A 24300-nucleotide genomic window follows, 5' to 3' on the forward strand; every position below is an offset into this window, starting at 1 on the left:
CAGCCTTTAGAAGGGGGCATCGCCTATGATCAGTTCTATGAAAAAAATAGTGAGAGGTCACCAACAAAAGCACTTACGTAAATATGAAAAAATCGTCCAAGAGATTAATCAATACGAAAATGAAATGATAACGGTCACTGATGAAGGATTAAAAGCGAAGACGGCACAGTTTAAGGAGCGTCTTAAAGCAGGGGAGACATTAAATACCATTACACCAGAGGCCTTTGCCGTTGTGAGAGAAGCTACAAAGCGGGTTCTGGGCCTTCGTGCCTTCGATGTGCAGCTCATAGGGGGGCTGACAATCAGTCGTGGAAATGTTGCAGAAATGGGCACTGGGGAAGGAAAAACGTTAGTCGCTACTCTACCTAGTTACGTGCATGCTCTAGAGGGTAAAGGGGTTCATGTGGTAACCGTTAACGAATATCTAGCGAAGCGTGACTATGAAATGATTGGACAGATACACGAGTTCCTTGGGCTTAAGGTAGGCTTAAATGAATCCAAACTTAGTACGGAAGGTAAACAAGAAGCTTATCAGGCAGATATTACTTACGGTGTTGGCAGCGAATTTGGTTTTGATTACTTACGTGACCATATGACAACCGATATAAAAAACATGGTTCAGCGCCCTTTCCATTACGCAATCATCGATGAGATTGACAGCGTTTTAATCGATGAAGCGAAAACGCCGCTTGTCATTGCCGGGAAGTCTCCCGTACAACCAAACCTTTACTATATTTGTGCAAAAATGGCACGCTCGTTCAAAGAGGAAGAAGACTATACTTATGATCGCATTGCTCGTTCTGTAAACCTCAATGATCAGGGGATCTCTAAGGTCGAACGGGCATTTGGAATTCATAACCTCTATGATCTTGAACATCATATGCTTTATCACTTTGTCCTACAGGCCTTACGGGCACACGTTATATATCATAGAGATGTTGATTACATCATCGATGATGGAGATCTTAAACTCGTCGATATGTTTACTGGACGTATAATGGAGGGGCGAACGCTGGGCGATGGCTTACACCAAGCAATCGAAGCTAAAGAAGATTTAGAAATTACTCAAGAAAACAAAACCCAGGCAACAATCACTATTCAAAACTATTTTCGTATGTATCCTGCCTTATCAGGAATGACAGGAACGGCTAAAACCGAAGAGGAAGAATTTCAAACCCTATATGGAATGGACGTTATTCAAGTCCCTCCCCATAAAACGAACATTCGAAAAGATTACGAAGACGTAATTTTTGAAACGACTCATGAAAAATATTCAGCAGTTGCCAAAAAAGTAAAAATTTTATCCAAAAAAGGACAACCAGTTATTGTTGGTACTACTTCAATCACTCAATCCGAAACCGTCGCTTCCTATCTAGATGAAATGGAACTTGAATATGAATTGCTCAATGCCAAAAGTATCGAACACGAGGTACAACTTATTTCCATTGCTGGCCAGAAAGGGCAAGTGACTATCGCCACAAATATGGCAGGTCGTGGTACCGATATTATGCTAGATGAAGGTGTTAAAGAGCTCGGCGGACTTTTTATACTCGGAACCGAGCGACATGAAAGTCGTCGTATTGATAATCAGTTAAGAGGAAGATCCGGAAGACAGGGCGACCCTGGTGAAACCCAACTCTACCTCTCTCTAGAGGACGATATCGTAAAGCGTTTTGGCCGCGAAGACATTGACGAAATAGCTCCTGTTTTAAAAAAGGATCAACAGGGAGTTGTAGAAAACAAGGAAGCCCGTATTTTACTCGATAAAACACAGGAAATGAGTGAGAACAGCAACTTTTCCATTCGGGAATACAATTTAAAACTGGATAACGTCATTTATGATCAGCGTCAAGTTATATATGATTGGAGAAACAAGGCATTAAACACTAAAGACCCCTTGACCTTATGGGTCGATTCCCTGCAAAACACCGTTTCCGATCTGATTAAGGAGCACACCCCTGTTCGAGACGTCCCTGAGGACTGGCACCTGAACCAATTTAAGGAAACCCTGACATTAATGGTTCCTCCAGCTGTTCAACTCGATTTTTCAAATATAGAGGAAGCTAATGAGATTAAAGATCAAGTACAAATGTCCTTAGACCATTATATTCATCATTTACAACCTCTTATAGAAAAGCGCGGCGTGCAAAACCAGGCACGGAAAGTACTCTTAAATGTGATTGATGCATATTGGTTAAAACACCTTGAGGATATGTCGAGATTAAAAGAGGGAATAAACCTCCGCACTTATGGACAAGAGGATCCTTTACGGGCGTACAATAAGGAAGGATTCAATCTATTCTCTAGTACATATGCACAGATTGAAAGAGATGCTTCCATCTATCTGACAAGAATATTGAAACCTCTCACCAGTCAATCAAAAGGAGTAAAGAATCATGCGTAGCTTTTTCGCAAAAAAGGATAATAACATTCGTTTAGAGGGATCCGAAACATCGATGACCTCCGAAGTGTTTACGGATAAACTCCAGGATATTGAAGAGGGTCCGATGGTAGAAACATCATTATCGATTCATCCTCAATGGGAGATCTCAAAAGAGGATCAATATTCACTCCAATTTTTACAACTGGAGTGCGAGAATTTAGAGCCTAACCAACTATCAATCGCTAGCATTACAATTGACGAGAAAGAAGGCGGTGGTCTTGATGCTACGGTATTCTTTAGGCAAAGTATGAACAAAGCGATTGATCTTGGTGAAACGAAACTCCTCCTCCTGGATCATATGGATAATGTCTTAGGAAGAACAACCATAGATCTAACGTCACTTGGCAGGCTTCCGGCCTGTAGCAGCAGACCTTGGGTTGTACCGTTTACAAAAGACGAGTTATACGTGGAAGATAAACCCGAAAATGGCTGGAAACTCGTATTTCAAATGAATCCCTCTGCCCGACAGCATACTCTGGACATTGAAGATCATTGGCAAAAAAAGTTGCAGAGTGAAAACATTAATCATCTTCACTCGCTCATCGCTCGACTGGAGAAACCAAAGGCAGGTGAAGTGAATTTTTCGGGTTTAAAAGCCTCTGTGAAAGAGACAGGAGATGTTCAAGTAATCATACTTATTCGCAATGGATCAAATAAAACTGTACATCTAGAAAAATTCCCACTTGCACTAGAAGATGCTAACGGGGATGTATTAGCCAGGGCGTTCTTTTCTCCAAAGCAATTGACCGTAAAGGCAAATACAAGCAAACCATGGGCCTTTATCTTCCCTAAGCACATACTGAAAAAAAATCAGATACACTTGAACAAATGGAGAGTGTTCAGACCAAAGATAAAATGAGAAGAGAAAGTCGTAGAAGGAGTGGGTTAAAATTAAAAAATTACCGGTTTTTGTAAGCCTTTCTGCTCTAACCGGGGTTGCATGGGGAGCCGGCTTTCTCTTAACCCAAGGTCAGAACATCAGTTTCAATGACCCGATGTTAGAACAAGCGGTTCGTGAAGACTTACAACTTCCTGGCGATGAACATGTGGAACTCGATGACATCCAACAAGTCCGAAGCTTAGAATTAACAGAAGCCCAAATTACCGACCTTACCGGGCTCGAAAATTTTGATAACCTTACTTCATTAGATTTGACGAACAATAAAATCACCGATATTACCCCTCTCGCTGAATTGGGGCAGCTCGACAGCCTGATACTCGAAGATAATAACATCGAAGATTTATCGCCCCTGGAAGATTTACCGGCGATCACAGATTTCAATGTTCGGGAAAACGAGATTAGATCCTTGGAGCCTTTAGCTGAATGGATCTACCTTGAAAATCTGAATGTCCGGGAAAACCGCATCGAAGACCTCTCCCCGCTGGCTGGCCTAGAAACCTTGGAGGATCTTAATCTGCGTTATAACGAGATCACCTCTATCGAGCCTATCGTTGGCCTGCCCCGATTGCGGGAACGTCTGTATGTGGAAGGGAATCCCATCGAAGACGGAATGGCTTTATCGCCGGTGTATGATGCCATCGGTGACATTGATATCCCGCGTCCGGAGTATGAACTCTCCTTTTCTGAGGAGGGCGGTGTCTACACAGATCCGTTAGCGGTTCATATGGAAACCGCCGGTGAACCAGAGGGAACGATTCGGTATACCCTGGATGGCAGTGAGGTCGATGAAGAAGCACCCGAATATACGGGCGGCTCTATCGATGTGGATGAGAGTGCAACCTTGCGGGCCCGCTTTTATGCCGACAACGGGGAAGAAAGTTTCGAAGAGGCGAATGCTTATCTCATTGATGAACCTTCTGAGCTTCCGATCATCTCCATTGCAACGGACGAGCAAAATCTTTTCAACGATGAGTATGGGATTTATGTCGATGGAATTTTCCATGATCCAGATGCAGAGAACCCGAATCTGACTGGAAATTATATGCAAAGTGGTCAGGAGTGGGAACGACCGGTATATATGCAAATGTTTGAACCTGATGGGGAGATAGCCTTATCCCAAGAAGCTGGAATTCGCATTCATGGCGGGGCCTCCAGAAGTTTAGACCGTAAATCACTACGTTTCTATGCACGTACAGACTACCAAGAAGACAACCGTTTCAGGCATGATCTATTCGGTTCAGAAGAACGAGACGTATTTAATCGATTTATTTTGAGAAACTCCGGTCAAGATTGGAATGACACCCTTTTTCGTGATGCCATGATGCAGAGCTTAGTGGAAGGTCTAAACGTTGAAACCCAATTGTATCGACCTGTGAAACTCTATGTGAACGGGGAGAACTGGGGGATTTATAACATTCGCGAACGCTATGATAATCACTACTTTCGCTTTGCCCATGACGTTAGTGAGAACGATTTAGATTTACTCGAAAACAATGCAGAAGTTGTCGAGGGAAGTAACCTCGATTACAATAGCATTTTTGAGTATATCGAAGAAAATGGAGCAGCGGATTCCGAGCACTATGAAGTCATTCGTAATCACATAGATATGGAGAACTTCATTGATTACAACATCGCTCAAATCTATTTTGATAATACCGATTGGCCACGTAACAATGTAAATGTTTGGAGAGAACGTCCGAACGGAAAGTGGCGCTGGGCCATCTTCGATACTGATTTTGGATTTAACCTCCCTGGTGCAATTGGGTCGACCTCCCATGACATGCTCAGTCGGGCATCTGACGAAAACGCTGGATGGTCTACCTTCTTATTACGTTCATTACTTGAGAACGATGATTTCCAGGCGAAGTTCGTCAACCGCTTTGCTCACTACATGAACACCCTTTTTACCGAAGAAAGAGTGGCTAACCAAATTAATGAGATGCAAGCGGCTATTGAGCCGGAAATCGAAGAGCACATCGATCATTGGGGAGAGCCAGAGTCCTATGAGGCATGGGAAGATGAAGTTCAAGTGCTTCGGGATTTCGGATCTGATCGTGTAAATTATGTCAGGGCTCATCTCCTTCAGCATTTTGACTTACAAGGACTCGTTACGATGACTGTTGAAGAAGTAAACATAGATGAGTGGGCAATAGCTGGAACGGATGCTTCCCAGTTATCAGAAGGATGGAGCGGAATCTATTATACGGAAACAACCATTCCGATCGAGTTTGATAAAGAGGATAACGTGAGTATAACTTCCTCGGACGAAAATGTAGCGACAGCCACAGATAATGGTGAGATTATCCTTGATGAAGAAGGAACATCCACGGTCATCTACACTGATCAAAATGAGAATCCCTTACTTACGCTCTCTTTTGAAGTAGAGCATATCCCGCAACATGAGGACTTCATTGAAACAGGAACTGAGCTAGCCCTTGAGTCTATTAATGACTCCACTTGGGCAAGTAGTAATGAAGAAGTTATTCAAGTCAGTGAAGATGGAGAATTGAGCAGTATGGATGCAGGAGAGGCAACGGTTACGGCGCATAATGAAAGTGGAGAAGTGATTTACCTTCATCACTTTAAAGTCATTGAAGGTTCTAATCGTACCATTCATGCTGACAACAATGCATTAATCTACGAAGGATCCTGGGAAGAAAGTAATTTAGATGAACACTCTCAGTCGTTAGCTTATTATTCAAATCAAACTGGAGACTCCGTCACTTTTACTTTTCAAGGAACGGGTTTTCAATGGTATGGATATAAAGGCACAGGACAGGGAATGGCTGAAATCTACATTGATCATGAACTGGTCGATACCGTAGATAGTTATAGCAATGATTCTGCATTTCAGGAACTGATTTATGAAATTGATGACTTAGAAGAGGATATATACACTGTTGAGATTATCGTTAGCGAGGATGCCAACGAGGCTGCTCAAAATCAGAATGTGCATATCGATCACTTTGAAACCCTAGGTGAATAAGTTTCTCAAGATTCTCCATGAAAACTGCCCACGCTTTCGCAAAGCTGTGGCAGTTTTTTTATCTCACCCACCTGCTTAGAAGGTTTTTATGCTTCATCATATATTCCTGCAAAAATCATCTATCGAATTTTGTTCAGCCAGTGTATAATAGATGGTTGTAAGTATTTAAGGTTCAATATCCCAGAGCCCTATTAAGATACAAATGTATTCGGCCATGCCGATAAATGTTTAAAATATATATAAATGTATACCGAAAGCCACTGGATACATCTATGTCCGTTTCGATTCGATACTCCCGTGTATGTCACTTTTCCGCGGGGCTTCAGAAACGCTCACGTAGATCCGGGGTTATTGTGTAATTTAAGGGAGTTGATCCGATGAAGATAGGAATTATCGGTAATTACGGCCATGATAATAATGGTGACGAAGCGATATTGCAGGGTGTACTGTCACAACTTAAAGAGATTGGTGTTTCTATAGAAAATATCGTGATTTTTAGTAATAACCCAGATAAAACGAAAGAACGTTTCCAAGTACAGGCCGTCCCTTTACTTGAAAAACGTGGCACCCTAATTTCTTCAGTAATTTCAACAAGTCAACAAGCCAAGAAAACCATGGCAGATCTTGACGTTGTCATTCTTGGCGGCGGCGGCTTACTTATGGATATGTACAAACGCGATGCTCCTTTATATAGTACGTTAGGGAGTCTAGCTAAAAAAAGCGGGTGTCGTTTACTCATTCACGCCGTTGGGGCAGGTCCGATTACAACCACTGCTGGCAAGTTTTTTATCAAACGTCTTGTTAAACAGGCGGATGCTGTAACTGTACGTGACGAGCAATCACAGCGTCTTTTATCAAATATAACTGGCCGGCAAGATATAACAGTCATTGATGACCCTGCTTTTGCAATCCCCAATGCTCCAAGCAAAGAGAAAACAGCATCTATTCAAAGAATAGGTATTACGGCTGCTCCATACTACAGTAAGAGATACTGGCCGACACATGATGAGGATAAATACCAGAAATACATAAAAGGAATCGCTGCTGCTGCAGACAAAATTATCGAAACCCACGGGGCTGCACTTACTTTTTTTTCTACAAAATACCCGGAGGATGTAGATGTAAGCAGGGATATCCACGCAGCCATGACCAACCAAAAGTCAGCTACGTTGATCGATACACATTTAGGTCCAGATGCAATCTTAGAAACTGCTGCTAAACAAGACGTGGTCATCGGAACAAGGCTGCATTCCCTTATCCTTGCAGTAAAGGTGTGCACGCCAGTTATTGGCATCGAGTACCACCATAAAGTAAGACATTTCATGGAACAGATGGACGAAGCTCCGTTCTCTCATGAAATTCCCAATTCTCAAGAAGGAATCATACATTCTATTCATCATTTCCAGAATCATTGGGAAGCGACACAGAACCGTTTTGCAAGAAAATCATCAACCATTCAAGATCAAGCCGTCAGGAGTCTTGATTCATACGAGTGGTTACATGGATAGTGTATGTAAAATTATTTGTTAAGGAGCCCTAAGAACACAAGTTCAGAAAGAGATGGTGGACCTCCCTTATGAACATCTTTTCTTACCCTAAAGAACGAGCCAACCAGCTGGCGTTAACACTCATTCTCGCCCTTGTCGTCTGGACAAGCATCGTCTTACTGTTCACACGCATATGGTCGGATACGTTCCCCGGTGTTATCGGCTACGTAACTGAAGGTTTACTCTTGCTGATTTTAGGCTATGTCCTGTTTCATCCTGACATTGGCCGTAAACATATTTTTAAAAAATTACAGAATCCAATCAATTTCGCCTTCCTTCTTTTTATCGGTTTTGCGTTGATCAGCATGTTTATTAACAACGTGCCGCTTGCCCAAGGGGTATTGGGAGTTCGCGCAATATTTCAATTTATTCTACTTACCATTATCGTATTATTATTGGATATCCCTGAAAGTTGGGTGAAGCGCCTGTTCCATGTCATTCTTGGTATGGCTGTCATACAGTCGATAGTTGGAATTGGACAAGTGATTCTGGGTGTCCCTTTGCCTCTTACTGATATGGAAGGAAGAAGAAGTGTATCCATTGGAGAAGAAATCCGTGCATTTGGCTTTATGGACTCGAGCAATACACTTGCCGCTTTTATCATTGTAGCTGTTCTTTTAACGGTTCTGTACATATTTATGTATCGATCTCAATTAAATCGGAAGTCAAAAATACTATATATCGTATTGCTTTCAATACTAATGATTGCTTTAACGCTTACGTTTTCAAGGCAAGCCTTCCTGGCATTAATTGGCTGCTTCGGTTTGTTGGGGCTACTCTTTAGAAAAAATAAAGCCTTTAAAATAATGCTGATTTCGTCTGCTACATTACTGGTTCTATTTATTGTTGGTTACGGTTTGGCTATGATTTTCCTGGAAGGTTTCGCCCAACGAAACTTAAATACATTCGATCTCTTAAGAAACTACCGTGTATTAATGATTTTAAGCGGACTTATGGTTTTTACATTTAACCCTATTTTTGGTGTGGGGCCCGGGATGTTTGGGAGCAACGCTGCATTTTTCTTTAATTCACCTTTCCATGAGTTTATGATGGATGACATACCAGATGATATGACAACGGTTGACAATAACGCCCTTTATGTCTTCGTTGAGTACGGCATTATCGGTACGATCCTGTTCTTGTATTTATTCTTCCGTATTTTCAAGCTGATGATATCCATGGCGGAAAGTCTCTCCCCGGCCGTTCTTTGGATTTCGGTGTTCGTATTAGCCTTTGGTATTGCTTTTCTGCTAATGGGCACATTATCCACCGTCTGGGAAAACCAGCCAATCTCGATCTTTTTCTGGCTATTCCTTGGTATCGCTGTGAACTGGTACAACCGGGGTAAAACTGCTGCAAAGGAGACGTAGCCAATGCGAATACTTGTGATTAGTAATATGTACCCTAGCCCCTCTTCTCCCGCATTCGGAATCTTCGTCAAAAACCAAGTTGAAGGTTTACAGGCGGAAGGAATGGATCTTACTGTAGCCGCCATTCGTGACCCTCGAACTGAGAAATGGAATGTTCTGAAAAAATATTTACGCTGGGTGACCCATTCCCTCCTCCGTTTCACAAGAAACTATGATCTCGTTCATGCGCACTACGCCTTCCCATCAGGGTGGCTCGCCCGGTTACATTATCGCATTCGTAAGGTCCCTTATATCGTAACCGTACATGGTGGAGATTTGAATAAAATGGCACAGAAGGGGTCTTTTTTTAAAAAACAAACGAAACGAATTTTAGAAGATGCAGCTCATGTCATTACGGTAGGCCCTGACCTCTACAAAGAAGTGACATCTAAATACAACATTCCCGAAGAACGTGTCTCCCTTCTGAATATGGGGGTAGACAGAAGTATATTTTACCCGCGAATAAATGAGCGAAATCCTTTTCAAACCAATCGTCAACAAAAGCATCTTCTTTTTGTTGGTAATCTTATCAAAGAAAAAGGTATTGAAGAGCTGCTTTCTGCTGTCGCCAGAATGTATTACGATGGGCAAAACGTTCGCTTGCACCTTGTCGGTGCCCCCAAATCGAATGACTATGAACAAAAACTTCATGAGTTTGTTCAAACACTGGGCTTGGAGGAATGCGTTCAGTTTCACGGTCCGAAGTCTCAGGACGATGTTGCCCGTTACATGACCTATGCGGACTTGTTTATTCTCCCCTCGCACATTGAAGGTTTTGGACTTGTCGCCTTGGAGTCCATGGCCTGTGGAACACCTGTTGTCGCTAGCCGAACGGGCGGTTTGCCTTTTTTACTTTCTGGAGGAGCGGGTACATTAGCGGAACCCCAAAATATTGACTCCTTAACTTCAGCCATCGATGAAGTCCTTTCAAACTCAGAAGTACAAAAATGTCAAATAAACGCAGGCTTCGGGAAAGCAGAAAGTTTTGATGCTCGAAGTATTATCCAGGAGGTCGTTAACCTCTATCACCGAGCTGTAGAGGAGAAATCAACGCAATGAAAAATAAAAAGAAAATCATGCTTATTTCCTCGGTTGGCGGACATCTTACCCAACTGATGCAGTTACAACCGCTCGTTGAAGAATATGATTATCATTTAGTCACCGAAAAAACAGAAGTCACGAAAAAAATGGCCGATCGTTATCAAATGTCTTTTCTTGTCTATGGTGCACGTAATTATCTGTTTCGATATTTTTTCAAGTTCTCCTATAACGTGTTTAAATCCCTATTTCTTTTTATTTGCGAGAGGCCAAATGTAGTCATTACAACTGGAACACATACAGCCGTCCCGATGTGTTACATCGCAAAACTCTTTCGAAAAAAAGTCGTTTACATCGAAAGTTTTGCAAAAACGAACTCCCCGACATTATCGGGCCGAATGGTTTATCCAATTGCTGACCTCTTCATCGTCCAATGGGAAAGCATGCTCACCCATTATCCAAAAGCCGTACATGGGGGGTCGATTTATTGATACTTGTCGTCGTAGGAACCCAAGAACTCCCATTCACACGATTATTGCAAGAGGTTGAGGACCTTGTTAAAACAGGAAGTATCCAAGAGAAGGTTCTAGTACAGAATGGGCATACGCCCGTTGAACATTTTTCTTACTTAGACTGCACCCCCTTTTTTAGCTACGAAAAAATGGATGAGCTCTATGATCAAGCGCGTGTGATTATTTCACATGGTGGAACAGGCTCACTGATTACCGGCATTAAAAAAGGGAAACCTGTCATCGCTAGTGCTCGGCTTTCAAAATATGGAGAGCATAATGATGATCATCAAGAAGAAATCATCGCTCAATTCGTGGAAACCAAGCATATTTTGAGTAGCGGTGATTTGGCCAAAGATCTGGACAGTGTAAATGAAGGGTTTCTTCCTGCCCCTTTTGAAAGCGGGAGGAAAAAGATTTTGAATAAGCTGAGAAGCTTTATCGAAGATAGTTAGATTACGACAGCACCTTTGGAAAGGCTGAGATTATGAAAGGAAAGCAGTTATTAGCCATTATTGGTTCCGTCGCGCTTATTAACCTTCTCGCAAGGTTTATCGGCTTTTTTCGCGAGGTGGTTGCCAGCTATCAATTTGGCACAAGCTACCAGGCAGACAGCGTGATTATTGCTTACACTGTCCCTAACTTTCTATATGTGGTTGCAGGCGGCGCTATAACAACAGCATTTATATCGATATATAGCAAAATCAACGATCCCATAGAGCAACGTAAATATCTAGAATCCTTTTTCGGTTGGCTCTCGCTGGGACTTATTGTTTTAACCCTCATTTTCGTTTTTTTCTCAGATGCTCTGATTGACTTATTATTCACCGGTTTAGATACGAAAACGGCTGATTTATCCAACCAACTATTTCAAGTCATGGCACCGGCAACATTGTTTTTAATTCTCTCCATGTGGCTCATGGGATTGTTAAATGTTAACAACCGCTTCACAAAAGCAGCATTAGCAACCTTAATTATGAATGGTTCTTTTTTGGTTATAGCTATTGTATTCTTTCCAAGGCTCGGCCCTTTTGCGCATGGATATGGGGCCATTGCAAGTGCTATCTTAATGTTTGTGTTTCTCGTCTATTATAATAAAAGAAATCAATTTTTTCATTTTCGCCCTCGTATAAAGCGTTCCCCTGAACTAGGGAGGACGATGAAAATGATGATTCCGATTATGCTTGGGAGTACATCTCTACAGCTTTATTTTTTACTTCATCGTATGTTTGGATCCTGGCTGGATGAAGGGTTTATAACTGCGTTAAACCATACATCTAAGTTAGTGCAAATGCCCCAAACTGTGCTGATGACTGCAGTAACTACGGTGATATATCCGCTTCTTTCAAGACAAGTGGCAAAGCGAGAATACGACAGTATTTCTAGGCTTTATGGTCAGGGCTTAAATATGATGGCTCTTGCGATCATCCCGGTCTCTGTATTTATATATTTTTTTTCGGAGCCTCTTGTAAGTGCCATTTTTCAATATGGAAACTTCACCGAAGAATCAACAGATATGGCGGTTCCGCTATTGCAAGTATTTATCATCGGGATGTTCTTTCATGCAGCGAACGTGTATATCACGCGTTTCTACTACGCATATGAACGATCCATCTACCCGTTAGTTGTGAGTCTGATATCAGTACTGGGAATAAATGTAGCCCTTAACTTTATTCTTATCGAACCCTACGGTGCGGTAGGACTCGCATGGGGGACAACCATTAGTGCAGGATGTAATTTCCTCCTTCTCTTCATTGGGATCAGAGGTATACTAAAATGGGAAAAAAACATCCAGTGGAAAGCCATGTTCATTACTGTTGGAAAACTAGGTCTCCTAGTCGCCAGCCTATGTATTGGTTTAGCAGGATTTATGACGCTATTCGATCCGTCCAACCCATTTTTCGCCTTACTAAGTGGCGGAGTGGTGTTTTTATCATTATTTACCATCTTGTTATTCGTTCTTCGCTTCCCTGAACTCGATTATGTAAGAGAGACCTTGAATAGGAAAATAGGAAAAAAACAGTAAGATTGACGTTTCGTTTGTAAAGGAACCGAGACCGTTTAGTCTTCACCCTACATATTGAACTGATAAGGAGGACTTCTATGAAATTAAGAAAACACCGATGGCCGCTGTTAAGTATTCCTTTACTATTCACCTTTTTTGTAACTGCTTGTTCTGAACTTGATGCAGACGCTGATGAACAAGCAGAAGCCGCAAGTGATGACTGGGTTGAAAGCGAATTGGAATCGATGGACAGTAACTTGAAGGATGTTGAAGGTCGTGTGGATACACTTGCCGATGAAGTGGAATTGCTCAGTGAGGGCCGTACATTTTACGATGTTCAAAGTCATTATCATGCCTTTGATGAAATTGAATTTTTATATGAGCGGGGAACCATCAATGGTTATCGAGACGGGAACTTCCGACCTGGGAATGAGATCTCTCGCGGGCAAACTGCAGCGATGATTGACAGGGAACTTAACCTTTCTATCCCCGACAATTATGAACTACAGGTCACTGACGTATCTTCTAGCAACGAATATTATGACGAGCTTCGCGCAATGGAATATCACGGCATCATGAATGGTCATAAGGGAGAAATGCAGCCGAATGCACCCCTCAAACGCTCGCAAATGGCTCGTGTACTCGTTCGAGCAATGCCAGAGAAAATTCCAGAAGCATCTAGCCATCACCTTTTCACAGATATGAATGAAAATACCTCTGGTTACGTTGAAGTGAACCGTATTGCAGATGCGAATATAACAACCACCATTGAAAGTGCTTTTCGCCCGAATGAAGCAACCAGCCGCGCTCAATTTGCACTTTTTATGGCCAGAACGACAGAGGAATCCTTTCGTTAGGATGAAAGGTCATTTCAGAGGCTGTATCCAAAGTTATTTACGAAATTTGAATCCCAAAACAAGCGATCCCGTACCACTATTAAAGTGATACGGGATTATTTTGAGAGCTAGCTAATTGCTTATCCTATTTGGGGATAACCCCTTCATTTAATATATTATCCCTTGTAATGGTTATCCCCATTGAGTAGCCAATCTCAACCGCAGAAACGAAGTCCGTCCCGACGATTTTTATTTCCTTTGTTCGATTTGAACATCCGTATAGTAATGTCTCAAAATCTCACCGTATGTGTATCCTGCTTCAGCCATTCCTAGCGCACCCCACTGGCTCATGCCAAGTCCATGGCCCCAGCCGCCACCGGTAAATGTGATTGCCTCGTCCATTTTTCTAGCATGGTTTACATACTCCACTCCATCACTCGTCCGTACTGGCAAGTTGTACCCTGATAATATCGTGGTTTCATTATCCGCCAATACCATTTCTAAACCATTTAATGAACCGACATTCTCCGTACCTCCTCCTGCGACCCGTACTTCCATATTGGCTTGTCCATCCGTCCTTACATCAAACAGTGTGCTATTGAGTGTTAGGCCGAGTGCAGAACGAATGGAGTCAGCTGAACTACTGCCTTCAGGAACAGTTTTCACTGCCGTGGTGTCACCATGGGCACCCGAAATCGTAAGCTGCTGAACTCGGCCCGCTTGGCTTCGATCCGTCACTTGGATATCCGTGACAGTCCAGCCATCACCGAACAAGTACGCCCCCATCTCAGAGGCAGAAATGCTGCTTTCCCAGCGATGACGTGGATTATTAGGGTGACTGTCATACGAATCTTCTACTCCGCGTATGTAAGGAACATTACTCACCCATACATTTTCACTATTCTCTGTATGACCTCCTGAACTAGAATGATAAAACGCATTGATGATAGTACCATTGTGGGTTACATACTCACCACTCGTTTCATCAACCGCTTGGTTTGTACGACTATGTTCACCAGTTTTGCCGACATAAACTTGGTCTATGATTGTATCAACAAGGTATGGTTTTGTATCCATGGCAGATTTGGCAAAGTTTCGAGCGGCTACGGATTGCGCTTTTAATGCTTCCAAATGCCAGTTAGCACTCATTTCTCTAGGCACTACTCCACGCAAATAGTCGTTAATATCAAGCAAATTATGTACCCGTAAACGACTTTCGCCTTCTAATGCCGGGCGAACTTCCAATGATCCGCGGTATCTGTTCGTTGTGAATCGATGGGCACCTGCCACTTGAACACTGGTAATACTTAAGTCTTGCCCATACTCTGCTGTTTCTTCTTCCAAACGAAATCCTTGAGCTGAATACTTGAGACTGTCACTACTGCTCAGACGAATACCCACCCGGCCTGTTGACGAGTAGCGAAATTCGATGGTTCCACTATAGTTCACAAGTCTTCCCGTATCAAGGTTGACTAAACGATAAGAGCCACTTGGCGTTACTGTAAAAGTTTGTGACGGTATTAACCGAACATTCACTGTTTCATCATACTCAATGGCGTATACCTGCTTATCGCCGAGCCCCTCCCAAACGATTACACCTACAATGAGAACGATTAGGCTCGTAATGGACCGTTTTATACCCATGCTATTTACCTACCTCTTATTTTGTTTACCGTGCTTTTAACTGTTCAACTTCTTCTTCTAGTTCTTTAATCTCTTCTTCCAGATCACTAATGCGATCACTGAAAGGTGCTAGTTGTTCAAGCACCCAGTCCACGCTGGCAATGACAGGAGAGGCATTTGCAATCATGTCATTTTTCATAAGCAGGCTCCCCAGCAGGAAAACAAAAACAGTTAATGAACCTCCAATTGCTAATTTTCTTATCATATTTCAACCCTCCTGATGTTATATATGTATGAAAATTATACCAAATATTTCACTAGAATTGTAGATTTCATTAGGTAAAATATCCCTTGACAGAACGGGTATGCTAAAAAGATCATTTATAAAATCATGTAAAAAACATATTTATTGACTGTTTTATGCTATAATGATTCAAGGTAAAAAATAGTAACGTTTAATTCAACTTTTCATGATGAATCCATTTTAATATGGGTATGGTAAAATTGGAGGTCAAGGTATGGTAACGGCTACGTCTTTGATCGTCTGCTTCATTGCAACTCTCGTTATAACACCATTAGTTAAACGATTTGCAATAAAAATTGGAGCAACCGATCAACCCTCTAACCGAAAGGTTCACCAAAAAGTGATGGCCCGTATCGGCGGTTTGGCCATTTTCATCTCCTTTATTATTGGGCTTTTTATCGCACAACCACAACACCCTTTTATCATTCCTATTGTGATTGGGGCTTTGATCATAACACTTACAGGCTTTCTCGATGATCTCTTTGAACTATCCGCAAAATGGAAACTATTAGGGCAGATTGCCGCAGCTGTTGTCGTCGTCGCAGGAGGCGTACACATTGAATTTATTAATTTACCGTTTGATTACCAATGGCAGTTAGGGTGGCTAAGCATTCCTCTTACCCTGTTATGGATCATTGGCATAACAAACGCAATTAATCTTATCGATGGGCTTGACGGTCTTGCAGCTGGTGTCTCATCCATTATTCTACTTACAATTACGGCCGTCGCAGTTATCGATCAAAATGTTTTTGTCATGGCTCTCGGAGCAATTATGCTTGGCAGTACACTCGGTTTCCTTGTCCATAACTTCAATCCGGCCAAACTTTTTATGGGGGATACGGGCGCTTTATTTCTTGGTTTTATGATTTCGGTCATCGCTTTATTAGGTTTTAAGAATATTACCGTGTTCTCATTGCTTGTTCCGGTTATTTTATTGGCAGTGCCCATTTCGGACACGTTTTTTGCAATCATCCGCAGAATCGTCAATAAGACTCCTTTGTCAACAGCCGATAAATCACACTTGCATCACTGTCTATTAAACTTAGGCTTTTCTCATAAACAAACGGTCTTGATGATCTACGCCATGAGTGCAATATTCGGGTTATCGGCCATTGTCCTTACTATCTCAACACTATGGGTAACCGCTTTTGTTGCCATTACATTGTTCATCCTAATTGAACTCGGTGCAGAAAAAGTGGGGCTCGTCAATCAAGAATACAAACCTTTCACGAGATTTTTTCATCGTTTAGGGGGAAGCTTAATCCGCCGTTAATGATTGTAAGGATTTTTCTCCCCTTCTGCTCGTAAGCGAGGATTTAAAAATTGCTTATGGTTTTTTATGTCCATTGCTGAATTATCAGAAATAATAGAGAAGGATTACAATACGTGAAATATTAAAAATTTGAAGACATCAATGAGTACGAATGATATAATAAACGAATGGTTACAATTAAAGGTCGCTGTACATTTACAGCGACTACGGTATGTTATAAGCCCATTTTGATCTTACAACAAGGTGGTGAAGGCTTACTGTGGAAGCTCTTGAAATTTTTCAACGTTATGAATTAAAGTACCTCATCCCTTATGAAGCATATCAAGAAATTACGAGACACCTTCAAAAGCGAATGACATTCGACCCCTACGGTGATAGCAATGGTTGTTACAACATCGTCAGCCTATATTTTGATTCCGCCGATGATAAAATATACTACGAAACCCGGAACAAACTGGACTTTCGCCAAAAACTCCGTTTACGTGTATATGGATCAGCAAGCCCCGAGAGTGATTCGTTTTTGGAACTCAAACAAAAATATAATCGTGTTGTTAATAAACGAAGAACGATAATCACACTGGCAGACGCTTATGATTTCATTTATCACAAAAGTAAGCATGAAGAATATTATAATGTCTCTAACCAACAGATTCTCAGGGAAGTTAATAATTTTAGCGGTCTGTATCAATTAGAGCCACAAGTTGTCGTCAGTTACGACCGGCAAGCCTTGGCTGGGATTGAAGAACCTGACTTAAGAGTAACATTTGATTTTAACTTAATGACGCGCAGCGATAATTTACAGATTGAAGACGGCCCGGAGGGGGATCTTTTCGTCGATCCGAACATGGTCATTATGGAAGTAAAGGTGTCCAATAGCGTACCTTTTTGGCTATCAAGAATGTTAAGTGAATTTGAGTGTGAACGAAAATCAGTATCTAAATTTTGCACAAGCATTGATATGGCAAATGGAATTGTTAGGCCTTATGAACCAGCAAGACCGGAACATGATGTGGCTGGAATCAGCATCTAAACTTGATCCAGCCACCTAGGCATCAAATGTCGTAAACAATCATTTCGGGATACATAATTAATTTGTGACGCTTAAGCTTTTCCTGACAAGGATGTCTGAATATGATTTAGGTGGTCTAATATCAAGGAGAATGAACATGAATGCTTTTTTGGAAGAACTGAATAATCTTTCAGATATGACAACGCAAAGCTCAATCATCGAGGGCTTTTTAGCAATCTTATTATCTTTTGTACTCTCTTTAATCATTACTTTTGTCTATCAGAAAACTCACAAGGGTGCACGGTATGCCCAGTCGTTTATACATACGATCATTATCATGTCTATTGTAGTCTCTATTATCATGATCGTCATTGGGAATAATATTGCCGTTGCATTCGGTCTCGTTGGTGCTTTCTCGATCATTCGTTTTAGAAGCGCGATGAGTGACCCTAAAGATATTGCCTTTATTTTCTTTGGGATGGCAGCCGGAATCGCTTCTGGTCTTGGATTCTATTTGTTAGCAATTCTCTTTACGATCACCGTCTCCATCATTATCTATATATTACATCTCTCTGATTACGGCGGCGGTCAGTCGGTTCAAAAAAGAATGCGTGTGACTATTCCTGAAAATATGCATTACGAAGGAGTATTTGAAGAAACGTTTGATCGTTATTTGGACCATTACACGTTGACCACAGTTGAAACCACGAACTTAGGCACGATGTATCAACTTACTTATTTAATTACGACAAAAGAAAATGTCACCGATAAAGAATTTATCGATGCCATTCGGCAATTAAATGCCAACTTAAAAGTCTCCATTGGCATTGCCAACCCTGATGCTTAATCACTATCTGTTATGTTCCCTAGACACAAAAAAGGCTGCGCCAAAAATCACCCCGTATCACTTTAAAAAGTGGTACGGGATCGCTTGTTGAGGCTTTTTAGATTGTCTCTTTTTATAATACTTCACGAATATAAGCCTTAATGTCCTCACTTAAATCTTCACGTTCTAACGCAAAATCTATGGTAGCTTGAATAAAGCCAACTTTATCCCCTACATCATAGCGTTCACCACCAAAACGATAAGCGGTGATTTCCTGTTGATCCGCCAAAACTTTAATCGCATCCGTTAGCTGGATTTCGTTACCTGCTCCTGGAGGCAAGTTTTCTAAAATAGGTATAATTTCAGGTGTGAGTACATATCGACCCATAATCGCTAAATTTGAAGGTGCTTCTTCTTTTGAAGGTTTTTCAACAAGATCAGCGACGCTGACAATATCCGAATCCGCATCTCCATTTACAGCTGAAACGATTCCGTACTTTGACACTTTATCATTCGCAACATTTTGAATTCCTAATACAGATACTTCCCTTTGTTCATAAATCTCCATGAGTTGTTTTAAACAGGGATCCTCCGAGCGAACAATATCGTCACCGAGCATGACCGCAAACGGTTCCTCTCCAATAAAAGTTCGGGCGCAAGCAATAGCATGACCTAATCCCTTCGGTTCCTTTTGCCGAACATAGTGAATGTTGACCATGTTCGAGATTTCCTTTACTTGCTCTAACTGTTCCCATTTTTCATTACGTTCCAGCGTTTCTTCAAGCTCATACGATTTATCAAAATGATCCTCAATAGCCCTTTTTCCCCGGCCGCTCACAATAAGAATATCCTCAATCCCAGATTCAATTGCTTCTTCAACAATGTATTGGATCGTAGGTTTGTCAACAACAGGTAACATTTCTTTTGGTAACGCTTTCGTCGCCGGTAAGAATCGTGTGCCAAGCCCTGCAGCAGGAATCACTGCTTTTTTTATCTTCATGACATCTACTCCTCCCTACGAACATTATAAGATGGGGCACCCGTTCGAACAAGAAGAATGAGGAGAAGCTTATATTAGAAGATACCAATCACGTATTAATTCCATACCACTTGCAACATTGGACATAACGAGGAATCACCATACCACCATTTTTTAATAATTTTTTCGATTATATATTCAAAAATACTAGGACTTATGTTATATTTAATGTGAATTTAAAGAAAGGGGGAAATGTTAATGTAACGAAAAAGTCTTTATCTTCTTTTGCAAACCCTTCGAATTTCCACTTTTAACTCCCGCCTATGTATTTTCCTTTACCTAGCCTTGTACTTCAAATGTTATTAAGAAGGGTCGTGAAAGTTTGTTAAATCAAGTTTCTTTAACTGGCCGATTAACGAAAGACCCACAGCTCATGTTTACCAATCAAGGAGTCTCTTTTTTAAAGTTGTCTATCGCCGTTCAACGACGTTTTAAGAACAACGAAGGTACGTATGATACGGATTTCATTCCTTGTACCATTTGGAGAAAACAAGCTGAAAACACCGCAAATTATTGCCGAAAAGGTTCACTCATCGGTATTTCAGGACGCATTCAGACCCGCCAGTTCACCAATAAACATGATGAAAGAGTGTTTATGACAGAAGTCATCGGCGAGGATGTGCAATTTCTGAAACTTCAACCTACAACAAATCATCAGGAAGATTCACCCGTCAAACAGACGTCTTCATCATGAAACGAGACGCCACAAGGAAAATCATCACCTAAAAAACCATTCTCGATATAACTTCCTTGTGTGCCTGATAATGCTTGGGGCTCTCTCACAAGATCCTAATGCTAATTTTTTATACGCCTATACCAAGGCTACGTTAAAGATGGACAGCTGATCGTTTTCCCCTGACGAGCACATAATGAGAAAAACAACGAACATAGCCTTGTGTATCAGTCATGAATTGTGCCAACAAATCTTCGATCCACCCTTCAATGATCCCTCCGTGTACACATGCTCCGAACATACTTCTAGAGATTGAATCCTCCAATGGCACACCGTTCCTATCCTAGGTGTAGTAGGGACGGTTTTTTTATGTTTAAATAAACGTTCATCTAACATGTTTTGGGGCTTCACCAATAGGGAAAAGAATCATGTAGAAAACTTGGCTTTTCGCCATGCTTTTATGGCGAAAGTCTTAGTTGTACTTATGCAGATAAGAAAGTTGATTTATACTTCTTACCTGCCAAGAAAGGGTGGGAAAAATGGCAAATAAAGTTTTGATATTAACCGGGGATGCTGTTGAAGCATTGGAAGTTTTTTATCCGTATTACCGTCTTCTCGAAGCTGGATTGGAAGCTGACATTGCCGCGCCGTCGATAAAGACACTGTACACTGTGAACCATGATTTTGTAGAAGGCTATGAAACTTTTATTGAAAAGCCCTCGTATCAGTTGAAAAGTCACATCCCCTTTGAAGATGTCACTCCGTCTGATTACATTGGATTGATCATTCCAGGTGGAAGGGCACCTGAGTATATCCGCATGGATCACAACGTTCCTGACATCGTTAACCACTTTCTGGACGAAAATAAGCCGGTTGGAGCCATTTGTCACGCTGCACAACTACTATCAGCTGTTACCCAGGACCGCTTAAAAGGGCGTAAAATGACTGCATATACTGCATGTAAGCCTGATGTTGAAGCCATTGGCGCAGAGTTCAGGAGTGAAAAAGTTTATGTTGACGATAACCTCGTATCTGGACATGCCTGGGATGATCTCCCCGGATTTATGCGGGAGTTCATGCGCCAAATTCAATAAACATTTAGAGGACAACTCGTGGCCTGAACGGTTGTCCTCTAAGAAAGATAATGGTTTTACGATTTCCATGTTTGGATTATAATGAACATTTTCACTACAAAATCATTTAGTCGCTTTTAACAACACCGACTCTCCGCTGAAGGAAGAAACCTCACCATCAGACATCTCAATCTTAAATTTTCCTTGAATCGCCTTAGAGGATGCCATCATTTGCTGGTGTAATTCTTTTCTTATACTGTTCGAAACGTCTAGACGGTCACACCAATCCTGGAAGTGAAATGTTTTAGGAAAACGCTGCAGGTGTTGTACTGTGAAACCTGCTGCTTCAATTTTGGCCATCCATTCGCTTTTCTTCCAGGCACGGGCATGACTCGGATCCCGCTTTTTTTCAATTTTATTGTAAAAAGAGTCAAATTCATTGATTTCAGGTGCGGTGTTATCAAGCAAATAAAAAGTACCACCTTCCTTGATCACTCGAAAGGCTTCTTCTAAAAATACGTCTGGCCGAGTAAAATGATGGGCAGCAATACGACAAACCGCGATTTCAAATTCACGGTCTTCAAAGGGCATATTTTCCGCATCCCCTTCAACATAACGGACATTTTCATGACCGTTTCCGCGGATAAATGCTTCCGCTGATTGGAGCATTTCCCTTGTCACATCCATTGCAATGACTTCATTTGCCTTAGGTGCTAAAGCATTACTTACGTGCCCGCCCCCGACAGCGATATCTAACACCTTTTCTTTCCCTGTCGTTTTCATCATTTCCACAAGCGTTTGTAGGTCTTCGCCCTTAGCATGAAGGGCACTGCTTACATATTTCCCTGCTGAACGAGAGAATGTTGTTTGGACAGCTTTTTTGTGATGACACATCCTTGCAGCCACATCCTTTACTTTACATTGGTATTCTCAACTGCAGAACATATTCATATTGGAGTTGAAAATAAACGGAGTCAAAAGCCATGGGCAAGCGCCCCCGTTAAATCAGACACCTGCTTATGTTCGTTCATAATAGCCCCTTTCCAGGCCTATTTACACCTGCAACGGAATCAGCCAACGATCAAGAACAAGTAAACCCACTTCACGGAGTGGGTTTGGATCATTCATTGAGTGAACGCGTCAAATTTGCCATTTCAATCGCTGCGGTGGCTGCTTCTGCCCCTTTATTCCCGGCTTTCGTGCCAGCGCGTTCAATCGCCTGCTCAATGGTTTCTGTTGTAATCACTCCAAAGATTACAGGGGTATCAGACGAAAGAGATAGAGAGGATACACCTTTAGAGACTTCATTGCAAACATAATCAAAATGGGGGGTTGAGCCGCGGATAACGGTTCCTAGGGTAATGACCACATCATAGTCCTGATTTTTCACCATTTGTTTTGCAGCAAATGGGATTTCAAATGCACCTGGAACTTTGACAGTATCAATATCTTCCGGGCTTGCGCCGTGACGAGTTAACGTATCTTCAGCACCTGCCAATAATTTGCTTGTAATGAACTCGTTAAAGCGAGCGACGACGATGCCTATTTTTAAACCTGATGCGACCAAGTGACCTTCAAATGTTTTTCCCATTGTTCATTCCTCCTAAAATTCAAGCATATGCCCAAGCTTATGAAATTTTGTCTTTAAATAAGATTCATTGTTATGGACATGGGGAAGTTGTAAGCCGATACGTTCTTCCACTTTCATTCCGTAATCTTCAAGACCGCTGATTTTCCAGGGGTTATTCGTTAATAACCGCACCGAATCTACGCCCAGATCGCGTAGAATCTGGGTCCCGATACCATAATCACGCAAATCAGCTGGATAGCCTAACTGCTCATTAGCGTCTACCGTATCAAAACCTTCTTCCTGTAATTTGTAGGCACGGAGCTTATTCATTAAACCAATGCCTCGACCTTCCTGGCGCATATAAAGCACGATCCCTCGGCCTTCTTCTTCAATTTTTTCAAGGGAGGCATGCAATTGCGGACCGCAATCACAACGCTCCGAGCCAAATACATCACCGGTCATGCATTCAGAATGAATACGGACAAGTACAGGCTCTCCATTTGCTACATCTCCTTTGACAAGGGCAATATTTTCCTGCCCTTCATCAACGTCGGTATAACCAATCGCCCGGAAGTGACCGAATTTAGTGGGAAGTGCGGTCTCCACTTCTCGGTGAACGAGTGTATCATGTTTACGCCGGTAATGAATTAAATCGGTGATTGTAATCATTGGTAGCTGATGCTCATCAGCGAAGATTCTTAAATCAGGCACCCGAGCCATCGTTCCGTCGGCATTCATCACTTCGCAAATTACAGCAGCTTTAGATTTCGAACCAGCCAATTTAGCGAGGTCAACAGCCGCTTCTGTATGCCCTGCTCGCTTAAGAACCCCTCCATCCTGAGCGACAAGAGGAAAAATATGACCGGGACGTTTGAAATCAGCAGCTTGTATGGCATTACTCGCAAGTGCTTGAACCGTTTTTGCACGTTCGGCTGCAGAAATGCCTGTCGTTGTATCATGATGATCAACGCTAACAGTGAACGCTGTGCCATGTGGATCTGTATTGTCATTGACCATTTGAGGCAATGCCAAAGCTCTGGCCCGCTCCCCAGTGATCGGTGTACAAATTAAACCGCGGGCGTGTTTAGCCATGAAATTAATGGTTTCAGGGGTTACTGAATCAGCAAGAGCTAGTATATCACCTTCATTTTCACGATCTTCATCGTCACAAACGATAACCATTTTTCCTTCACCCAGCGCATCTATCGCTTTTTTAATCGAATCAAACATGCAACT

Annotated in this window: 21 protein-coding genes; 15 read left to right on the top strand and 6 right to left on the bottom strand. The window is 41.9% G+C overall.

Annotation, left to right across the window (positions count from 1 at the left end; genetic code table 11):
• The first annotated feature begins 25 nt into the window (after positions 1 to 25).
• The 10 genes from secA2 (at position 26) to HNR44_RS11615 (ending at position 13695) form a co-directional block, all read left to right on the top strand.
• A complete protein-coding gene (gene secA2, locus HNR44_RS11570) occupies positions 26 to 2404 on the top strand; it encodes an accessory Sec system translocase SecA2 (RefSeq protein ID WP_184404436.1) in 2379 nt (792 codons plus the stop codon).
• On the top strand, positions 2397 to 3302 hold the full coding sequence (locus tag HNR44_RS11575; RefSeq protein WP_184404437.1) for an accessory Sec system S-layer assembly protein: 906 nt from the start codon (positions 2397 to 2399) through the stop codon (positions 3300 to 3302). The genes secA2 and HNR44_RS11575 overlap by 8 nt, the downstream gene beginning before the upstream one ends.
• Positions 3303 to 3438: 136 nt before the next feature.
• On the top strand, positions 3439 to 6330 hold the full coding sequence (locus HNR44_RS11580) for a CotH kinase family protein (RefSeq protein ID WP_184404438.1): 2892 nt from the start codon (positions 3439 to 3441) through the stop codon (positions 6328 to 6330).
• A 377-nt stretch (positions 6331 to 6707) separates the two neighbouring features.
• Positions 6708 to 7838 (top strand): polysaccharide pyruvyl transferase family protein, encoded by a 1131-nt coding sequence (locus HNR44_RS11585; protein WP_184404440.1) that lies wholly within the window; start codon positions 6708 to 6710, stop codon positions 7836 to 7838.
• A 68-nt stretch (positions 7839 to 7906) separates the two neighbouring features.
• Complete coding sequence (locus HNR44_RS11590) at positions 7907 to 9247, top strand: O-antigen ligase family protein (protein WP_184404441.1); 1341 nt, start codon at positions 7907 to 7909, stop codon at positions 9245 to 9247.
• Between the two features lie 3 nt (positions 9248 to 9250).
• Positions 9251 to 10345 (top strand): glycosyltransferase, encoded by a 1095-nt coding sequence (locus HNR44_RS11595; protein ID WP_184404442.1) that lies wholly within the window; start codon positions 9251 to 9253, stop codon positions 10343 to 10345.
• On the top strand, positions 10342 to 10815 hold the full coding sequence (gene pssD / locus HNR44_RS11600; protein WP_184404443.1) for a PssD/Cps14F family polysaccharide biosynthesis glycosyltransferase: 474 nt from the start codon (positions 10342 to 10344) through the stop codon (positions 10813 to 10815). Before HNR44_RS11595 ends, pssD begins: the two co-directional genes overlap by 4 nt.
• The gene (locus HNR44_RS11605; protein WP_184404444.1) at positions 10812 to 11288 is read left to right on the top strand and encodes a glycosyltransferase; all 477 of its coding nucleotides are present in this window, start codon (positions 10812 to 10814) and stop codon (positions 11286 to 11288) included. Before pssD ends, HNR44_RS11605 begins: the two co-directional genes overlap by 4 nt.
• Before the next feature lie 32 nt (positions 11289 to 11320).
• Positions 11321 to 12859, top strand: coding sequence for a murein biosynthesis integral membrane protein MurJ (murJ, locus tag HNR44_RS11610; protein WP_184404445.1), 1539 nt, complete (start codon positions 11321 to 11323; stop codon positions 12857 to 12859).
• 77 nt (positions 12860 to 12936) lie between these two features.
• Positions 12937 to 13695, top strand: coding sequence for an S-layer homology domain-containing protein (locus HNR44_RS11615; RefSeq protein ID WP_184404446.1), 759 nt, complete (start codon positions 12937 to 12939; stop codon positions 13693 to 13695).
• A gap of 228 nt (positions 13696 to 13923) precedes the next feature.
• Here the strand turns inward: HNR44_RS11615 and HNR44_RS11620 are convergent, their stop codons facing one another.
• Positions 13924 to 15318: a SpoIID/LytB domain-containing protein gene (locus HNR44_RS11620; protein ID WP_184404447.1), complete on the bottom strand. Its 1395-nt coding sequence runs from the start codon at positions 15316 to 15318 to the stop codon at positions 13924 to 13926.
• Positions 15319 to 15343: 25 nt separating this feature from the next.
• Positions 15344 to 15562 (bottom strand): hypothetical protein, encoded by a 219-nt coding sequence (locus HNR44_RS11625; protein ID WP_184404448.1) that lies wholly within the window; start codon positions 15560 to 15562, stop codon positions 15344 to 15346.
• 253 nt (positions 15563 to 15815) lie between these two features.
• Here HNR44_RS11625 and HNR44_RS11630 point away from each other — a divergent pair, with 253 nt between their 5' ends.
• The 3 genes from HNR44_RS11630 to HNR44_RS11640 all read left to right on the top strand — a co-directional run bounded on the left by HNR44_RS11630 (position 15816) and on the right by HNR44_RS11640 (position 18730).
• Entirely contained in the window at positions 15816 to 16874 is a 1059-nt protein-coding gene (locus tag HNR44_RS11630) for a glycosyltransferase family 4 protein (protein ID WP_184404449.1), read from the top strand.
• 259 nt (positions 16875 to 17133) lie between these two features.
• A complete protein-coding gene (locus HNR44_RS11635; protein WP_184404450.1) occupies positions 17134 to 17904 on the top strand; it encodes a VTC domain-containing protein in 771 nt (256 codons plus the stop codon).
• A gap of 136 nt (positions 17905 to 18040) precedes the next feature.
• The gene (locus tag HNR44_RS11640) at positions 18041 to 18730 is read left to right on the top strand and encodes a DUF4956 domain-containing protein (protein WP_184404451.1); all 690 of its coding nucleotides are present in this window, start codon (positions 18041 to 18043) and stop codon (positions 18728 to 18730) included.
• 112 nt (positions 18731 to 18842) lie between these two features.
• Here the strand turns inward: HNR44_RS11640 and galU are convergent, their stop codons facing one another.
• The gene (gene galU / locus HNR44_RS11645) at positions 18843 to 19709 is read right to left on the bottom strand and encodes a UTP--glucose-1-phosphate uridylyltransferase GalU (protein WP_184404452.1); all 867 of its coding nucleotides are present in this window, start codon (positions 19707 to 19709) and stop codon (positions 18843 to 18845) included.
• Between the two features lie 361 nt (positions 19710 to 20070).
• On the opposite strand from galU, the gene HNR44_RS11650 reads away from it, so the two are divergent.
• Together HNR44_RS11650 and HNR44_RS11655 are read left to right on the top strand one after the other, a co-directional pair.
• On the top strand, positions 20071 to 20442 hold the full coding sequence (locus HNR44_RS11650) for a single-stranded DNA-binding protein (RefSeq protein ID WP_184404454.1): 372 nt from the start codon (positions 20071 to 20073) through the stop codon (positions 20440 to 20442).
• A 518-nt stretch (positions 20443 to 20960) separates the two neighbouring features.
• Positions 20961 to 21515, top strand: a complete 555-nt coding sequence (locus HNR44_RS11655; RefSeq protein WP_184404455.1) for a DJ-1/PfpI family protein — start codon at positions 20961 to 20963, stop codon at positions 21513 to 21515.
• Positions 21516 to 21617: 102 nt separating this feature from the next.
• Here the strand turns inward: HNR44_RS11655 and HNR44_RS11660 are convergent, their stop codons facing one another.
• From HNR44_RS11660 to HNR44_RS11670, 3 genes are all read right to left on the bottom strand, one after another.
• Positions 21618 to 22388, bottom strand: a complete 771-nt coding sequence (locus tag HNR44_RS11660) for a class I SAM-dependent methyltransferase (RefSeq protein ID WP_184404456.1) — start codon at positions 22386 to 22388, stop codon at positions 21618 to 21620.
• A 226-nt stretch (positions 22389 to 22614) separates the two neighbouring features.
• Positions 22615 to 23085 (bottom strand): 6,7-dimethyl-8-ribityllumazine synthase, encoded by a 471-nt coding sequence (ribH, locus tag HNR44_RS11665; protein ID WP_184404457.1) that lies wholly within the window; start codon positions 23083 to 23085, stop codon positions 22615 to 22617.
• A 12-nt stretch (positions 23086 to 23097) separates the two neighbouring features.
• Positions 23098 to 24294: a bifunctional 3,4-dihydroxy-2-butanone-4-phosphate synthase/GTP cyclohydrolase II gene (locus HNR44_RS11670; protein WP_184404458.1), complete on the bottom strand. Its 1197-nt coding sequence runs from the start codon at positions 24292 to 24294 to the stop codon at positions 23098 to 23100.
• Between the last annotated feature and the right edge of the window lie 6 nt (positions 24295 to 24300).

Origin of the sequence: Geomicrobium halophilum (genome assembly GCF_014207655.1) — a bacterium.
Lineage (GTDB): Bacteria > Bacillota > Bacilli > Bacillales > Marinococcaceae > Geomicrobium > Geomicrobium halophilum.

What these genes read in the sequence shown, in the direction of transcription:
- HNR44_RS11620 (WP_184404447.1), bottom strand. Translation starts at nt 15,318, where the DNA reads ATGGGTATAAAACGGTCCATTACGAGCCTAATCGTTCTCATTGTAGGT.
- pssD (WP_184404443.1), top strand. Translation starts at nt 10,342, where the DNA reads ATGAAAAATAAAAAGAAAATCATGCTTATTTCCTCGGTTGGCGGACAT.
- ribH (WP_184404457.1), bottom strand. Translation starts at nt 23,085, where the DNA reads ATGGGAAAAACATTTGAAGGTCACTTGGTCGCATCAGGTTTAAAAATA.
- HNR44_RS11580 (WP_184404438.1), top strand. Translation starts at nt 3,439, where the DNA reads ATGTTAGAACAAGCGGTTCGTGAAGACTTACAACTTCCTGGCGATGAA.
- HNR44_RS11630 (WP_184404449.1), top strand. Translation starts at nt 15,816, where the DNA reads ATGGTAACGGCTACGTCTTTGATCGTCTGCTTCATTGCAACTCTCGTT.
- HNR44_RS11670 (WP_184404458.1), bottom strand. Translation starts at nt 24,294, where the DNA reads ATGTTTGATTCGATTAAAAAAGCGATAGATGCGCTGGGTGAAGGAAAA.
- HNR44_RS11625 (WP_184404448.1), bottom strand. Translation starts at nt 15,562, where the DNA reads ATGATAAGAAAATTAGCAATTGGAGGTTCATTAACTGTTTTTGTTTTC.
- HNR44_RS11585 (WP_184404440.1), top strand. Translation starts at nt 6,708, where the DNA reads ATGAAGATAGGAATTATCGGTAATTACGGCCATGATAATAATGGTGAC.
- HNR44_RS11595 (WP_184404442.1), top strand. Translation starts at nt 9,251, where the DNA reads ATGCGAATACTTGTGATTAGTAATATGTACCCTAGCCCCTCTTCTCCC.
- HNR44_RS11575 (WP_184404437.1), top strand. Translation starts at nt 2,397, where the DNA reads ATGCGTAGCTTTTTCGCAAAAAAGGATAATAACATTCGTTTAGAGGGA.
- murJ (WP_184404445.1), top strand. Translation starts at nt 11,321, where the DNA reads ATGAAAGGAAAGCAGTTATTAGCCATTATTGGTTCCGTCGCGCTTATT.
- secA2 (WP_184404436.1), top strand. Translation starts at nt 26, where the DNA reads ATGATCAGTTCTATGAAAAAAATAGTGAGAGGTCACCAACAAAAGCAC.
- HNR44_RS11655 (WP_184404455.1), top strand. Translation starts at nt 20,961, where the DNA reads ATGGCAAATAAAGTTTTGATATTAACCGGGGATGCTGTTGAAGCATTG.
- galU (WP_184404452.1), bottom strand. Translation starts at nt 19,709, where the DNA reads ATGAAGATAAAAAAAGCAGTGATTCCTGCTGCAGGGCTTGGCACACGA.
- HNR44_RS11590 (WP_184404441.1), top strand. Translation starts at nt 7,907, where the DNA reads ATGAACATCTTTTCTTACCCTAAAGAACGAGCCAACCAGCTGGCGTTA.
- HNR44_RS11640 (WP_184404451.1), top strand. Translation starts at nt 18,041, where the DNA reads ATGAATGCTTTTTTGGAAGAACTGAATAATCTTTCAGATATGACAACG.
- HNR44_RS11660 (WP_184404456.1), bottom strand. Translation starts at nt 22,388, where the DNA reads ATGTGTCATCACAAAAAAGCTGTCCAAACAACATTCTCTCGTTCAGCA.
- HNR44_RS11615 (WP_184404446.1), top strand. Translation starts at nt 12,937, where the DNA reads ATGAAATTAAGAAAACACCGATGGCCGCTGTTAAGTATTCCTTTACTA.